Source organism: Bradyrhizobium sp. 192 (assembly GCF_023100965.1).
Taxonomy (GTDB): domain Bacteria; phylum Pseudomonadota; class Alphaproteobacteria; order Rhizobiales; family Xanthobacteraceae; genus Bradyrhizobium; species Bradyrhizobium symbiodeficiens.
On record NZ_CP064690.1, the window covers coordinates 2,576,357 to 2,590,667 of the forward strand.

The 14,311-nt window shown below is 65.5% G+C and carries 13 protein-coding genes; 11 read left to right on the forward strand and 2 right to left on the reverse strand.

Going from position 1 to position 14,311, the window contains the following annotated elements:
• Window positions 1–90: 90 nt before the first annotated feature.
• The 4 genes from IVB24_RS11720 (at window position 91) to IVB24_RS11735 (ending at window position 4,517) form a co-directional block, all read left to right on the forward strand.
• Window positions 91–918 carry a substrate-binding domain-containing protein gene (locus IVB24_RS11720; RefSeq protein ID WP_140477438.1) on the forward strand — a complete coding sequence of 276 codons (828 nt, stop codon included), beginning with the start codon at window positions 91–93 and terminating at the stop codon, window positions 916–918.
• Between the two features lie 54 nt (window positions 919–972).
• A complete protein-coding gene (locus IVB24_RS11725) occupies window positions 973–2,082 on the forward strand; it encodes a molybdopterin-binding protein (RefSeq protein WP_247772935.1) in 1,110 nt (369 codons plus the stop codon).
• A gap of 10 nt (window positions 2,083–2,092) precedes the next feature.
• Entirely contained in the window at window positions 2,093–4,042 is a 1,950-nt protein-coding gene (locus IVB24_RS11730) for a molybdopterin biosynthesis protein (RefSeq protein WP_247772936.1), read from the forward strand.
• Window positions 4,043–4,217: 175 nt separating this feature from the next.
• The gene (locus tag IVB24_RS11735) at window positions 4,218–4,517 is read left to right on the forward strand and encodes a hypothetical protein (RefSeq protein WP_247772937.1); all 300 of its coding nucleotides are present in this window, start codon (window positions 4,218–4,220) and stop codon (window positions 4,515–4,517) included.
• A gap of 5 nt (window positions 4,518–4,522) precedes the next feature.
• Here IVB24_RS11735 and mobA read toward each other — a convergent pair whose 3' ends face one another.
• On the reverse strand, window positions 4,523–5,158 hold the full coding sequence (mobA, locus tag IVB24_RS11740) for a molybdenum cofactor guanylyltransferase MobA (protein WP_247774075.1): 636 nt from the start codon (window positions 5,156–5,158) through the stop codon (window positions 4,523–4,525).
• Window positions 5,145–6,035 (reverse strand): formate dehydrogenase accessory sulfurtransferase FdhD, encoded by an 891-nt coding sequence (locus IVB24_RS11745; RefSeq protein WP_247772938.1) that lies wholly within the window; start codon window positions 6,033–6,035, stop codon window positions 5,145–5,147. Before IVB24_RS11745 ends, mobA begins: the two co-directional genes overlap by 14 nt.
• Window positions 6,036–6,141: 106 nt before the next feature.
• Here IVB24_RS11745 and mobB point away from each other — a divergent pair, with 106 nt between their 5' ends.
• The 7 genes from mobB (at window position 6,142) to IVB24_RS11780 (ending at window position 14,171) form a co-directional block, all read left to right on the forward strand.
• Window positions 6,142–6,669 carry a molybdopterin-guanine dinucleotide biosynthesis protein B gene (gene mobB / locus IVB24_RS11750; RefSeq protein ID WP_094895264.1) on the forward strand — a complete coding sequence of 176 codons (528 nt, stop codon included), beginning with the start codon at window positions 6,142–6,144 and terminating at the stop codon, window positions 6,667–6,669.
• 9 nt (window positions 6,670–6,678) lie between these two features.
• On the forward strand, window positions 6,679–7,935 hold the full coding sequence (gene glp, locus IVB24_RS11755) for a gephyrin-like molybdotransferase Glp (RefSeq protein WP_247772939.1): 1,257 nt from the start codon (window positions 6,679–6,681) through the stop codon (window positions 7,933–7,935).
• A 44-nt stretch (window positions 7,936–7,979) separates the two neighbouring features.
• Complete coding sequence (locus tag IVB24_RS11760) at window positions 7,980–8,213, forward strand: sulfurtransferase TusA family protein (RefSeq protein ID WP_094973742.1); 234 nt, start codon at window positions 7,980–7,982, stop codon at window positions 8,211–8,213.
• Between the two features lie 141 nt (window positions 8,214–8,354).
• Window positions 8,355–9,788, forward strand: coding sequence for a sigma-54 dependent transcriptional regulator (locus IVB24_RS11765; protein ID WP_166466921.1), 1,434 nt, complete (start codon window positions 8,355–8,357; stop codon window positions 9,786–9,788).
• Window positions 9,781–11,805 carry a cache domain-containing protein gene (locus IVB24_RS11770; RefSeq protein ID WP_247772940.1) on the forward strand — a complete coding sequence of 675 codons (2,025 nt, stop codon included), beginning with the start codon at window positions 9,781–9,783 and terminating at the stop codon, window positions 11,803–11,805. Before IVB24_RS11765 ends, IVB24_RS11770 begins: the two co-directional genes overlap by 8 nt.
• 346 nt (window positions 11,806–12,151) lie before the next feature.
• Window positions 12,152–13,804: an OFA family MFS transporter gene (locus IVB24_RS11775; protein ID WP_247772941.1), complete on the forward strand. Its 1,653-nt coding sequence runs from the start codon at window positions 12,152–12,154 to the stop codon at window positions 13,802–13,804.
• Window positions 13,805–13,889: 85 nt separating this feature from the next.
• Complete coding sequence (locus IVB24_RS11780) at window positions 13,890–14,171, forward strand: hypothetical protein (RefSeq protein WP_247772942.1); 282 nt, start codon at window positions 13,890–13,892, stop codon at window positions 14,169–14,171.
• The last annotated feature ends 140 nt before the right edge of the window (window positions 14,172–14,311 follow it).

The window sequence follows — 14,311 nt, forward strand, 5'->3', positions numbered from 1 at the left end:
TTCCCGGGTGATGTGCGCAAAAAGCAGGCGCGTCACGAGTGCGGCGCAATCGGCCGTCATCATGATCGGGTCATAGATAGGAACCTGACCATGGGCCGCTTGTTCGTCGTATTCGCGCTCCTCTGCGGCCTCGCCGCCGGCGTCGCGGCCTCGTCTGCGGAGGACCGCAGCATCGTGCTCGCCACGACCACCGCGACACAGGAGTCGGGCCTGCTCGACTATCTGCTGCCGATCTTCCGCGACAAGACCGGCATCGAGGTGACCGTGATCGCACGGCGCGCCGACGCAGTGCTCGACGGGCCGCGAAGGGGCGAGGCCGACGTCGTGCTGATGCATGCGCGGCCTCAGGAGGAGAAATTCGTCGCCGACGGGTTTGGCGTGAAGCGTTTTGACGTCATGTACAACGACTATGTGCTGATCGGGCCGAAGAGCGATCCCGCCGGCGTCAAGGGCAAGGACATCGCGACGGCGCTGAAGGCGATCGAGGCCAAGGGCGCCCCGTTCGTGACGCGCGGCGATCGCTCGGGCACCCACGCCGCGGAGCTGGCGCTCTGGATCGTCGCCGGCATCGACATCGCGGCCGCCAAGGGCGCCTGGTACCGCGAGGTGGGGCAGGGCATAGCCTCGGCCCTCGACGCCGCGCGCGCCGCGAATGGCTATGTGCTGTCGGATCGCGGCAGCTGGATTGCCTTCAGGGATCGCGGCGATCTCGACATCGTCGTCGAAGGTGACCGGCGGCTGCTCAATCAGTACGGCGTGATGCTGGTGAACCCCGAGAAGTTTCCGGACGTGAAGAAGGATCTCGCGCAGACCTTCATCGACTGGCTGACCTCGCCGGAGGGGCAGACGGCGATCGCCGGCTACAAGGTCGACGGGCAGCAGCTGTTCTTTCCGAATTCGGACAGGTCGGGCGGTTGAGGCCAACATTGCCGGCGGTTGCCAAACCGGGCGATGCATGGTCCACCATGGCGCATGACCCAGCGCCTTCCGCCATCGCTGACATCGCTCGACACCGCGCTCGCCGCGTTGCTGAGCGGGCTTGAGCCGCTTGCACCGGTACAGTTGCCGCTGATCGAAGCGGCCGGCTGCATCGCTACGGGTACGCCGCTGCTGGCGGCCCATCCGCCGCACGACATTGCCGCCGCGGACGGCTGGGCGCTCCGTGCCAACGATCTCGTCGGCGCAACCTCTTATTCGCCGCTGCCTTTGACGAAAGCGCCCGCATGGGTCGAGTCCGGCGACGCGATGCCCGACGGCTGTGATTGTGTGCTCGATGCCGACGCGGTCGATGCATCCGGTCCGCTCGTGCAGGTGCTGGCGGAGGGCGTGCCGGGGCAGGGCGTCAGGCGTGGCGGCAGCGAAATCGTGGAGCGCATGCCGGCCGGCACCGAGGGCCTTCCGGTCGGCGCAGCCGATCTGCTGCTTGCGCGCATGAACGGTTTGGACAAGCTCTCCGTGCGCCGGCCCCGGCTGCGCATCGTCAACGTGCCCGGTGCAACGGCAACGATGCTCATGATCGCCGGGATCGCGCGCGCTGCGGGACTGGATGTGCAGACGTCCGAGGCCGCGGCGCGTGATGCGGTGTCGATTACCGGTGCGCTCGATATGTCCTCTTGCGATCTGATCCTGACGGTCGGCGGCAGCGGCGTTGGCCGCGCCGATGCGGCCGTCTCGGCGCTGGCCCAGCACGGTCATGTGATCGCGCACGGCGTTGCGCTTCAGCCCGGGCGGACTGCCGCCGTCGCGAAGCTCGGAAAGGTTCCCGTCGTCGCCTTGCCGGGCTCGCCGGATCATGCGCTGGCAGCGTGGCTGGCGCTCGTGCTTCCGCTGATCGACCGACTATCGGCGCGCCGGCCGCGCCGGCAGGTGAGCCTGCCGCTTGCGCGAAAGATCGCATCCAGTGTCGGCATCGCCGAGATCGCTTTGCTGGCGAGGGAACAACGTGCGTGGATGCCGCTCGCCGTGGGTGAATGGCCACTCCAGGCCATTGCCCGTGCCGATGCATGGCTGCTCATTCCCGCCAGCGACGAGGGATTTGCGGCGGGTGAGCCGGTCGATGCCTATCTGATGCGGGAATGGTAAGGGTTTTGATATGTCGATGAACCCGCAATCGCAAATCCGCAGCGCGCTCGAACAAGAGCAGTTCCTCAAGATCCTCTCGCGCGAGGAGGCCTTGGCGCGCTTCGAGGCCGCGTTGTTCCCGCGCGCCGCTCCGAGCGAAAAGCGCAAGCTCGCCGATGCGCTCGGCGTGGCGCTTGCCGAGGACATCACCGCGCCGATCGACGTTCCCCCGTTCGATCGCTCCAATGTCGACGGTTTTGCCGTGCGCTCGGCCGACCTTGCGGCGGCAGGCGAAGGCGCCCCTCGGCGCCTCACGCTGAACGGCGAGACCATCCACTGCGGCATTGCGCCGAGGATGCAAGTGGCGGCGGGAACCGCGACGCCGATCGCCACCGGCGGTCCCTTGCCGCGTGGGGCCGACGCGGTCGTCATGGTCGAGCACACCCAGCCCGCTGGATCCGATGCGATCGATGTGCGCCGTGCCGTCTCGCCCGGGCAATTCGTATCCTACGCCGGATCTGACATCGCGCGCGGCGAAGCGCTGCTGCGCGCCGGCACCATCATCGGCTCGCGCGAGATCGGCATGCTGGCCGCGTGCGGCATTGCCGAGGTGAACGTCGCGCGCAAGCCGCGGGTGGCGGTGATCTCCACTGGCGACGAACTGGTCCAGCCCGGCGAGGCGCTCGCGCCGGCCGAAATCTACGACACCAATGGCGCCATCGTCGCGGCTGCGATCGACGAGAACGGCGGCGAGGCAGTCTTTCTCGGCGCCATTCCAGACGATGAGGCGAAACTCGAATCCGCAATGCGCAGTGCGCTCGCCGAGGCCGACATGCTGGTGCTGTCCGGCGGTACCTCGAAAGGCGCCGGCGATCTGTCCCATCGCATCATCGGCCGGCTCGGCCAGCCCGGCATCGTCGCGCACGGCATCGCGCTCAAGCCCGGCAAGCCGCTGTGCCTTGCGGTGTGCGACGGCAAGCCGGTGGTGATCCTGCCGGGCTTTCCGACTTCGGCAATGTTCACCTTCCACGACATGATCGTGCCGGTGCTGCGCAAGCTGGCCGGCTTGCCGCCGCGCTCCGATGCAAAGGTGAGCGCGACCGTGCCGGTGCGCATTGCCTCCGAGCTCGGCCGCACCGAATTCGTCATGGTCTCGCTGGTCGAGGGCCGCGACGGTCTGATTGCCTATCCCTCCGGCAAGGGCTCTGGTGCGATCACGTCCTTTGCGCAGGCCGACGGCTTTTTGCGGATCGATGCGCTCGCCGACCAGATGCCGGCCGGGACCGAAGCCGAGGTGACGCTGTTCACGCCGCATGTGCGCGTGCCCGATCTCGTCATCGTCGGCAGTCACTGCACCGGCCTCGATCTCGTCACTGCACGGCTCGCGCATGCGGGCCTTAACGTGCGTTCGATCGCCGTTGGCAGCCTCGGCGGGTTGGCAGCCGCCAAGCGCGGTGAATGCGATCTCGCGCCGATCCACCTGTTCGACGACAAGAGCGAAACCTACAATTCGCCCTATCTCGTCGAAGGGCTCGAGCTCGTGCCCGGCTGGCGGCGGATGCAGGGCATCGTCTTCCGCAAGGGCGACAGGCGTTTCGAGGGCCTTGATGCGAAACAGGCCGTCGCGGCGGCGCTCGCTGATCCCGCCTGCATCATGGTCAACCGCAACCAGGGCGCCGGCACCCGCATCCTGATCGACCGCTTGCTCGGCGGCGCGCGCCCGGAAGGCTATTGGAACCAGCCGCGCTCGCACAACGCGGTCGCCGCCGCCGTCGCGCAGCACCGCGCCGACTGGGGCATGACCATTGCGCCCGTCGCCCATGCGGCCGGCCTTGGCTTCATTCCGCTCGCAGAGGAGCATTATGATTTCGCGCTGGTGACCGCGCGCAAAGTGCGGCCGGCGGTGCAGGACTTTCTCGACGCACTCGGCTCGAATGACGTGCGCGCGGCGCTCGAGCGAGCGGGTTTCCGGCCCGCGTAATGACGTTGCGGGAGACCTCGCGCGCCAACATCAGGACCGACACGGGCGGGGTCCGTGGATACGGGGCTCCTGGTGCCGCTGGCGGGCCTGAGCGGCGCGCTCCCGTGCCTGGTCCGGCTCAGGACGTCATGAACTTGGATGGCCGCCGTTACGACCAAGGAGTATGAGCCAAGTCATGACCGCGCCGACGCCCTTCAACTTTCGCAAGCTTGCTACACTCATCGCGTCGGCCGGAACGCTGTTCTGGCTCTACACCTTCTATCACATCTCGAATGTCCCGCAGGGAGACCGCAGCGGCTTTCAATGGCTTGCGGTGTTTCCGCTAGGCATGGTCTTCGGGGCGTTCTTCCTGCCGGCCTGGCTGCTGGTTGCGATCGGCCGTCTGCCGCGATTCACTACTGCCCTAGGCATATGCGGCTTGATCGCCTTCGCGATCATCTGGGCGCAGCTTCTCAACGAATTTCCCAAATCGTAAAGCCGCTAGGGCGCATCATCCAGCGCCGCCAGCCGCTCGGCCTCGGCAACGTCCTCGACCGTGTTGGCATTGAAGAACGGATCGAGCGGCTCGACCGGCCAATTCACCGTCGCGAGCGGATAGCGCGCGGTCCAGCGGTCGATCTTGCGAAGGTCTTCGACGACCAGCGCATGCCTGAGCTCGTCGCGCAAGGCAACGCGCCACAGGCCGATCACGGGATGCGACTGCTCGCCTGATGCGGCGACCGCGAGCTGCGCGTTCTCGCGTTCGCGTGCATCGTGCAGGCGCGCGGCGAGATCGCGCGGAAGAAACGGGCAGTCGCCTGCGGCGCTGAGCACCCACTCGATCTCCGGTCGGTTCGCCGCGGTCCAGTCGAGCGCGGCGAGGATGCCAGCGAGCGGGCCGGGAAAGCCGGGCACGTCGTCGGCGACAACCTGCAGGCCGAAGGATGCGAAGCGCGCGGGATCGCCATTGGCGTTGAGGATCAGCCCGCCGCATTGAGGTTTCAACCGCGCGATCACGCGTTCCAAAATGGTGCGGCCGCCGATGGTGCGCATCGGCTTGTCGCCGCCGCCCATGCGCCGCGCCAGGCCGCCGGCGAGTAGCACGCCTTGCGTCAGCGGAATTTCAGTCGTCACCAGCTTCACCCTTGCGCTTGTGCTTCGCCGACTCTTCCTCGACGTAAGCGAGGTCCTGGTCGTAGACGATGCGCTCCTCGCCCGCGAGCGCGATGAAGCGCTTGCCGCGGGTGCGCCCGACCAGCGTCAGCCCGACTTGTCTTGCGAGATCGACGCCCCAGGCGGTGAAGCCGGAGCGCGACACCAGGATCGGAATTCCCATGCGGACCGTTTTGATCACCATCTCCGAGGTGAGCCGCCCCGTGGTGTAGAGGATCTTGTCGGCGGGATCGACGCCGTGGCGGTACATCCAGCCGGCGATCTTGTCGACGGCGTTGTGGCGGCCGACGTCCTCGGTGTAGCAGAGCGGCGTGCCTTCCTTGCACAGCACGCAGCCGTGGATCGCGCCGGCCTCGAGATAGAGCGAGGGCATGGTGTTGATGGTCTGCGTCATCTGGTACAGCCAGGATGTGCGCAGCTCCGCCTTCGGCAGCGCGACACTCTCGACGGCCTCCAGCAGGTCCCCGAAGGCGGTGCCCTGCGCGCAGCCCGAGGTCTGCGTACGCTTCTTCAGCTTGGCTTCGAAATTGGTGTGATGTGTGGTGCGTACCACGACCACCTGGAGGTCGTCGTCGTATTCGACCTCGGTGACAGCGTCATTATATTTCAGCATGTTCTGGTTCAGCAGATAGCCGAGCGCCAGATATTCGGGGTAGTCGCCGATCGTCATCATGGTGACGATCTCCTGGGAATTCAAATAGAGCGTCAGCGGCCGCTCCATCGGCACCTTGATCTCGACCTTGGTGCCGGTCTGGTCGGTGCCGGTCACGCTCCGGGTCAGGCGCGGGTCATCCGGATTGGGGATGATTGGGGGCACCAGGGTTTTGTCGATTTTCATCATGGCCGCGAGGTTAGCATGACATTCGGGTCAAGCCGATATAAGCATGCTCACGACGTTGAGAAAGCGGTTCCGGCCGCGTGACGAGGCCGGCGGAGATCGTGTTACGATGAAAGTCATCGGCCTTGCAGGCTGGAGCGGAGCGGGCAAGACCACGCTGTTGACCCGGCTGATCCCGCACTTCAAAGCGCAGGGCCTGCGCGTCTCGGTCATCAAGCATGCGCATCATCAGTTCGACGTCGACGTGCCCGGCAAGGATTCCTGGCGCCATCGCGAGGCCGGCGCGGCCGAGGTGCTGGTGGCGTCGTCAAACCGCTGGGCTCTGATGCACGAATTGCGCGGGTCGGCGGAGCCGCGGCTGCCGGAACTCCTGGGCAAGCTGTCCGCGGTCGATCTCGTCGTGGTCGAGGGCTTCAAGCGCGAGCCGCATCGCAAGATCGAGGTGCATCGCGCGGCGAACGGCAAGCCGTTGCTGTTTCCCGACGATCCCGGGATCGCCGGGATCGCGGCCGACACCGCCATTGACACTGGGCTGCCGACTGTCCATCTCGATGATATCGCGGCGGCCGCGGCGCTGCTGCTGCGCGCGGCGATGCCGGTCGAGGAAGCGGTCGCGAAAAGCGCTGCGATGCGCTGACGAGGCACCATGGCGCAACTGTCGGACGATTGCTTTGCCTTCGGCGGCCCGATGATGTCGGTCGACGAGGCCGTTGGCCTGATCACGACGCGCGTCAACGCGATCGCCGATATCGAGACAGTGGCGCTGGTCGAGGCGGACGGGCGGGTGCTGGCGCGCGATGTCGCAGCGCCGCTGCCGCTGCCGCCCTTCACCAACTCGGCCGTCGACGGCTACGCCGTGCGCAACGCCGACATTCCGCAAGCTGCGGAGCGGGCATTCCCGCTCGATGGCCGCATCCAGGCCGGCGGCCTTGCACAGGCGCCGATCAAGCCTGGCCACACTGCGCGAATCTTCACGGGCGCGCCGATGCCGCCGGATGCCGAAGCCGTCTTCATGCAGGAGGACGTCCGCATCGATGATTCCGGAAAGATCGTGCTGCCGTCGGGGCTGAAGCCCGGCGCCAATGTCCGCCCTGCAGGCGAGGACATCCCGAATGGGCACGTCGCGTTGCGCGCCGGGCAGCGGCTGCGGCCGCAGCATGTCGCGCTTGCCGCTGCCTTCGGTCTTGTCGGCCTCGACGTCGTCAGACGGATCCGCGTTGCGGTGTTCTCGACCGGCGACGAGTTGGCCTCGCCGGGCGAGCCGCGCGCGGCCCCGCAACTGTTCGATTCCAACCGCTTCATGCTCATGACGATGCTGCGCCGGCTCGGCTGCGAGGTCAGCGATCTCGGCATCATGCGCGACGAGCGGACTTCGCTCGCGGATGGCTTGAAGCAGGTTGCCGGCTCTCATGACCTGATCCTCACGACCGGCGGCGTCTCGACCGGCGAGGAGGACCACGTCAAGGCGGCGGTCGAGAGCATCGGTTCGCTGGTGCTGTGGCGGATGGCGATCAAGCCCGGTCGGCCCGTGGCGATGGGGATCATCGACGGCACGCCGCTGATCGGATTGCCGGGCAATCCCGTCGCGAGCTTCGTCACCTTCGTCCATGTGGTGCGGCCGACGGTGCTTGCGCTGGCGGGTGGGCTGCCCGAGCCGTTGTTGCCGATCCCAGTGCGCGCCGCGTTTTCCTACACGAAGAAGAGCGGCCGCCGCGAATATGTGCGAGTCTCCCTGCGGCGCGCGCAGGACGGCCGGCTCGAGGCCGTCAAGTTTCCGCGCGAGGGGGCGGGGCTTCTGTCCTCGCTGGTCGAGACCGACGGCCTCGTCGAACTCGGAGAGAGCATCACGCATGTCGAGCCGGGGCAGGACGTAGGCTTTTTGTCCTACGCCGATCTGCTGTAGAGACTTGCGTTGACCCCACCGCCTCGTCCCGCCATGTTGCCTCCATGACCAGAACGACGCTCGACCTCACCGGACTGAAATGCCCGCTGCCCGCCCTGAAGACACGCAAGGCGCTCAAGCCGTTGCAGCCGGGCGATCAGCTTGAGGTCCATTGCACCGATCCCTTGTCGGTGATTGACATTCCGAACCTGATCCGCGAGACGGGCGACAAGGTCGAGATCACCGAGCGCAACGAAGCGCGAATCGTGTTCCTGGTCGAAAAGAGCGACGCCTCGTAGAAAGGCGAATGTTCACGGCGACGACGTTTGACTATGTTGCGCCTGCGGGGAAACGGCCGGAACTTCGCTGCAATGCGAAAAGCGCCGCTGAGTGCAGTGGAATGAGCTCAAACCTAGACTCTCAAACCTAAGACATCGGGCATGACTTTCTCAACATCGAGGGCAAGCGTTGCCGCAAGTCCTGCGGTGGGACGCGAGCCGGCCGTCAAGGCCGGCAAGACGGCTGCGGGGCCGGAGTTCGGGGCGCTGGCGCAGGCCTCGATCCTGATCGTCGACGACGAGCCGGGCATGCGCAATTTTCTGGTGCGCACGCTTGGACCGCGCTGCAAGCTGGTGGACGAGGCGGCCGATACCGACCAGGCCTCGCGCAAGCTCGATTCCAACCGCTATGACGTCGTCATTCTCGACAACATCATGCCCGGCAAGAACGGCGTCGATTGGCTCGCCGAGCAGCGCGCCGTCGGCTTTTTCGCCGACGCCATCCTAATCACCGCCTATGCCGACCTCGACACCGCGATCCAGGCCCTGCGCGCTGGCGCGGCCGATTTCGTGCTCAAGCCGTTCCGCTCCAACCAGATCCTCAACGCCGTGGCCCGGTGCCTCGACCGTGTCCGCCTCCAGCGCGAGAACTATGTCCTGCGCTACGCCCTGCGTGCCTCGTCCGACCGCACCTTCCTGCGCGACAATCTGATCGGGCAGTCGGCAGCGACCTTGCGCGTGCGCGAGACCATCGCCCGCGTCGCGCGCCTGCCGACCTCGGTTCTTCTCACCGGCGCATCCGGCACCGGCAAGGAAGTGGCAGCACGCTCGATCCACTCGCTGTCCGACCGCGCCGACAAGCCCTTTGTGCCCGTGAATTGCGCGGCGATTCCACCGGAGATGATCGAGGCCGAGCTGTTCGGACACATCAAGGGCGCCTTCACCGGCGCCGATTCGGGGCGTGAGGGCCTGTTCCTGTACGCGCATGGCGGCACGCTGTTCCTCGACGAGATCGGGGAGCTGCCGCTGCCGATGCAGAGCAAGCTGCTCCGCGTGCTCGAAGACCGCCGCGTCCGTCCGGTTGGCTCCGAGCGTGAAGTTCCGGTCGACCTGCGTTTCATCTTCGCAACCAATGCCGAGCTTCAGAAGGAGGTCGAGAAGGGGCGCTTCCGCGCCGATCTGTTCTACCGCCTCAACGTGATGCAGATTCACCTGCCGCTCCTGAAGGATCGCGGCGATGACGTGCAGGAGCTTGCCGCCATCTTCATGAGCAAGCTGTCGGCTCAGCTCGGCATGCCGCCGGTGCCGATCGACGCCTCGGTGCGGGCGGCGCTCGCAAGCTATGACTGGCCCGGCAACGTGCGCGAGCTGCGCAATTTGATCGAGCGCACGCTGATCCTCGGCGCCTTCCCCGACGACTTTGCCGGCCCCCGCAACGACGGTCAGTCGGCGCCTGCCGACAGTCTCGCGGAGCTCGAGCGCCGTCACATCCTCGGTGTGCTGAAGGAGGTCAATGGCAATCGCGAGGAGGCGGCCCGGCGCCTCGGTGTGTCGCGCAAGACCATCGATCGCAAATGCGCGCTATGGGATGTCTGATGGTGCCCGCCGCAACGACGAGCTCGTGCGGGGACGCTCCGTCCGCTTCCGGTTGCTCGCGATCGCCTTGCTGCCGATGCTGGTCATCCTGCCGCTCCTGCTCGGCGTTGCGATCTATCGCTGGAACGCGAAATTCGACGCGGCCCTGATCTCCAAGGTCAATGGCGATCTCACCATCGCCCACCAATATCTCGCCCGCATCCTGGAAAAGACCGGCGTCCAGGTCCGGGCGCTCGGCCTGTCGGCCCGCTTCCACGAGGTGCTGGGGCCGGATGCGCGCGGCTCGCTGCGGGAGCTGCTCGACGAGACCCGCAAGGAGATCGGGCTCGATTTCCTGTATCTGACCAACGATCGCGGCGACGTCCTGGCCTCATCGCCGCCGCTGCAGCGTCAACCGAGACATGACTGGCCGATCGTCATGTCGGCGCTGTCGGGCAAGGTCGCTGCGACGGGTGTCGACATTTTCGGCAATGACGAGCTCGCCGCAATTTCGCCGGCCCTGGCCGAGCGGGCGCGATTGGACCTGGTGCCGACCCCGAACGCGGTGCCGACCGACCGCAGCACGGAGACGCGCGGCATGGTCGTGCATGCGGCGAGCCGGGCGATGCTGCCCGACGGTGGCGCCGCCGCGCTGGTCGGCGGCACGCTGCTCAACCAGAATCTCGAATTCATCGACACGATCAACGATCTCGTCTACCGCGCGGCGAGCCTGCCGGAGGGCAGCCAGGGCACCGCGACGCTGTTCCTGGACGATGTGCGGATATCGACCAACGTCCGTCTGTTCGAGGGACGTCGCGCGCTCGGCACGCGCGTGTCGGCGGCGGTGCGCTCGGCCGTGCTGGGCGAGGGTCGCACCTGGCTCGACAGCGCTTTCGTCGTCAATGACTGGTACATCTCCGCCTACGAGCCGCTGGTCGACAGTTATGGCAAGCGGGTCGGCATGCTCTATGTCGGCTTCCTGGAGAAGCCGTTCAGCGAAGCGAAATACCAGACGTTGGCGATCATCATCGCGGCCTTCATCGCGATCACCGCTGCGACCGTACCGATCTTCCTGCGCTGGGCGACCTCCATCTTCATGCCGCTGGAGCGCGTCACGGCGACGATCGGCGAGGTGGAGCGCGGGAACCTCTCCGCCCGCACCAAGATGCCGGTGTTGGGCGACGAGATCGGCCGCGTCGCGGTTCATCTCGACAACCTGCTCGACCAGATCCAGGAACGCGACCGACAGCTCCGGGAATGGAACGAGGAGCTGAACGTTCGCGTGCTGGAGCGCACCCGCGACCTCGAGCACGCCAATCTCAAGCTCGAGGCAACCACCAAGCAGCTCATCATGTCCGAGAAGCTGGCCGCGATCGGCGAGATCACCGCTGGCGTCGCGCACGAGATCAACAATCCGATCGCGGTGATGCAGGGCAATCTCGACGTCGTCCGCAGCGTGTTCGGGGCCGACGCCGACAAGGCGAAGGTCGAGTTTCGCCTGCTCGACGAGCAGATTCACCGCATCAGCCAGATCGTGACCAAGCTGTTGCAGTTTGCAAGGCCGGAGGAGTATGCCGGCTATGTCGAGCGCCATGCGCCCGCGAGCGTCATCTCCGACTGTCTGCCGCTGGTGCAGCATCTTCTGAACAAGACGGAGATCGCCGTGGTCAGGGACAACCGCGCCAGCCGGCTCGTGCTGATGAACCGGAACGAGCTGCAGCAGGTGCTGGTCAATCTCATCGTCAACGCGATCCACGCCATGCCGGACGGCGGAACCCTGACGCTCCGCTCCTTCGATGCCGATCGCGACGGCCATCAAGGCGTCGCAATAGAGGTCACTGATACTGGCATTGGCATGAGTACTGAGGTGATCGAAAAGATATTCGATCCCTTCTACACCACGAAACGGCGGCAAGGTACCGGGCTGGGCCTCTCCATCAGCCAGACCCTGATCAAGCGCCAGGGCGGACAGATCACGGCGGAAAGCAGCGTGGGTTCCGGAAGCACCTTCACGATGTGGCTGCCGGAAGCGACCTGACTGGACATTCTGTCCCGGAATTCAGGACATTTTGTCCGACGCGGCACGTTGCGCTGCGGGAAGTCGTTGAATCATCACGACGCGACTTCTGGCACGCGCGTTGCTCATATCGAGACAGGGTGTTGAGGGGGGATGAGGCGCGATAGCCGTAACTGCAACGCTGTTGGCAGGCGAAGGGACATCGCCCGCGACCAGTTGCTTGCTCGGCGCACAAGAGGCGGTGCGCGCCACACGATTCCACTTCGGCATGAATGAAGACCGACCTGTCATGCGCGGCTGCCAAGCACGCGTATGAACGGTCTCAAACTGATGTGCCGGCAAGGCCGCGCTTGGGGAGGTAATGCTTATGACGACTGCCGATACCGTTCTTGCACCGGTTGGTGCCTCCGGCTTCCTCGATCGTGAACGAACGATCGCGAAGGCCGGGTTCAATCGCTGGCTGGTGCCGCCGGCGGCGCTGTGCATTCATCTCTGCATCGGCATGGCCTACGGCTTCTCGGTGTTCTGGCTGCCGCTGTCGCGCTCGATCGGCATCACGCAGAGCAAGGCCTGCCCCGACATCTCCCTGTGGCAGGAGCTGTTCACCACTACCTGCGACTGGAAGGTCGCAAGCCTCGGCTGGATGTACACGCTGTTCTTCGTCCTGCTCGGCGTCTCCGCCGCGATCTGGGGCGGCTGGCTCGAGCGTGCCGGCCCGCGCAAGGCAGGTTTCGTTGCCGCGCTTTGCTGGGGCGGCGGGCTCCTGATCGGCGCCTTCGGCGTCTACGTCCATCAACTCTGGATCATGTGGCTTGGCGCCGGCGTCATCGGCGGCGTCGGGCTCGGCCTCGGCTATATCTCGCCGGTGTCGACGCTGATCAAATGGTTCCCCGATCGCCGCGGCATGGCGACGGGCATGGCCATCATGGGCTTTGGCGGTGGTGCGATGATCGGTGCGCCGCTCGCCAATCTGCTGATCAACTACTTCAAGTCCGCAACGAACGTCGGCGTCTGGCAGACCTTCGTCGTGATGGGAGTGATCTATTTCATCTTCATGACGATCGGTGCCTTTTCCTATCGGGTGACGCCGCCCGGCTGGCAGCCCGATGGCTGGACGCCGCCCAGCGAGAAGAAGTCGATGATCACCGAGCACCATGTGCACCTCAACAACGCGCACAAGACGCCGCAATTCTGGCTGATCTGGTGGGTGCTCTGCTTGAATGTCTCGGCGGGTATCGGTGTGATCGGCATGGCCTCGCCCATGCTGCAGGAAATCTTCGCCGGCAAGTTGATCGGGCATCCGGAACTGACGTTCAGCCAGCTTTCGGTCGAACAGAAGGCATCGATCGCGGCGATCGCCGCCGGCTTCGCTGGCTTGCTGTCGCTGTTCAATATCGGCGGCCGGTTCTTCTGGGCGTCGATGTCGGACCTCATGGGGCGCAAGAACACCTACTACACGTTCTTCATCCTCGGCATCGCGCTCTACGCGCTCGCACCGACTTTCGCGGCGATGGGCTCGAAGCTGCTGTTCGTGCTCGGATTCGGCATCATCCTGTCGATGTACGGCGGAGGCTTCGCAACGGTGCCGGCCTATCTTGCCGACATGTTCGGAACCCAGTTCGTCGGCGCCATCCATGGCCGGTTGCTGACGGCATGGTCGACCGCCGGCATCATCGGTCCGGTCGTGGTCAATTACATCCGCGAGTTCCAGCTCGCGGCCGGCGTGCCGCGCGATCAGCTCTACAACACGACGATGTACATCCTGTGCGCCATGCTGATTGCCGGTTTGATCTGCAATTACATGATCAAGCCGGTCGATCCGAAGTGGAACATGAGCCACGAGGAGGTGGCGCGCCTGCAGGCGGCCAGTGCGAAGACTGAGGCGTCGGTCCAGCACGGTTCGTTCGGCATCGGCAAGGGCGGTCTGGACGCCAATGCGGCGCTGTTTTGGGCCTTCGTCGGCGTGCCGCTGGCTTGGGGCGTCTGGAAGACGCTGGAGAGCGCGGTCAAGATTTTCTGATCGCGCGTTCATCGCGGCGGGAGTGCACCATGTGCGCTCCCGCCGCCCATTTCGATTGTTTCAAAACTACCCTTGGGGGAATTCGATGGTTCGTAAGCTCGTTTGTGTCGCCGCCGTGCTGCTCGCCACCGGCGCCCTACAATCCGCGTCCGCGCAGACCGCCGCGGCACCGGCTGTAACGCCGCCCGCCGCGACCGAGGCCAAGCCCGGCAAGGTGAAGCTGACCGCGCAGAAGCTGAAAGACATGAAGGCCAAGTGGAGCGCCAACAAGTCGAAGCTCAAGGAGTGCCGCAAGGACGTGAAGTCCAAGGGCCTCGCGGGCGACGATCGCTGGTTCTATATTGAGGAGTGCATGGGCAAAAGCTGACCCGTCAGCACCAGGGCATCGAGGGTCACTGTCGCCTCCGAGCCGGAACTCGATGCGATTTCGCTATCGCAGCATAGGAAGCCTTTATTGATCTTCAGGCCAATTCAGGCTTCGTTCTATCAGTTGGACGCTGGACGAAC

Coding starts and splice junctions, on each gene's coding strand:
- IVB24_RS11775 (WP_247772941.1), top strand. CDS start 12,152: ATGACGACTGCCGATACCGTTCTTGCACCGGTTGGTGCCTCCGGCTTC.
- IVB24_RS11770 (WP_247772940.1), top strand. CDS start 9,781: ATGTCTGATGGTGCCCGCCGCAACGACGAGCTCGTGCGGGGACGCTCC.
- mobB (WP_094895264.1), top strand. CDS start 6,142: ATGAAAGTCATCGGCCTTGCAGGCTGGAGCGGAGCGGGCAAGACCACG.
- IVB24_RS11725 (WP_247772935.1), top strand. CDS start 973: ATGACCCAGCGCCTTCCGCCATCGCTGACATCGCTCGACACCGCGCTC.
- IVB24_RS11760 (WP_094973742.1), top strand. CDS start 7,980: ATGACCAGAACGACGCTCGACCTCACCGGACTGAAATGCCCGCTGCCC.
- IVB24_RS11730 (WP_247772936.1), top strand. CDS start 2,093: ATGTCGATGAACCCGCAATCGCAAATCCGCAGCGCGCTCGAACAAGAG.
- IVB24_RS11735 (WP_247772937.1), top strand. CDS start 4,218: ATGACCGCGCCGACGCCCTTCAACTTTCGCAAGCTTGCTACACTCATC.
- IVB24_RS11780 (WP_247772942.1), top strand. CDS start 13,890: ATGGTTCGTAAGCTCGTTTGTGTCGCCGCCGTGCTGCTCGCCACCGGC.
- IVB24_RS11765 (WP_166466921.1), top strand. CDS start 8,355: ATGACTTTCTCAACATCGAGGGCAAGCGTTGCCGCAAGTCCTGCGGTG.
- IVB24_RS11720 (WP_140477438.1), top strand. CDS start 91: ATGGGCCGCTTGTTCGTCGTATTCGCGCTCCTCTGCGGCCTCGCCGCC.
- glp (WP_247772939.1), top strand. CDS start 6,679: ATGGCGCAACTGTCGGACGATTGCTTTGCCTTCGGCGGCCCGATGATG.
- IVB24_RS11745 (WP_247772938.1), bottom strand. CDS start 6,035: ATGATGAAAATCGACAAAACCCTGGTGCCCCCAATCATCCCCAATCCG.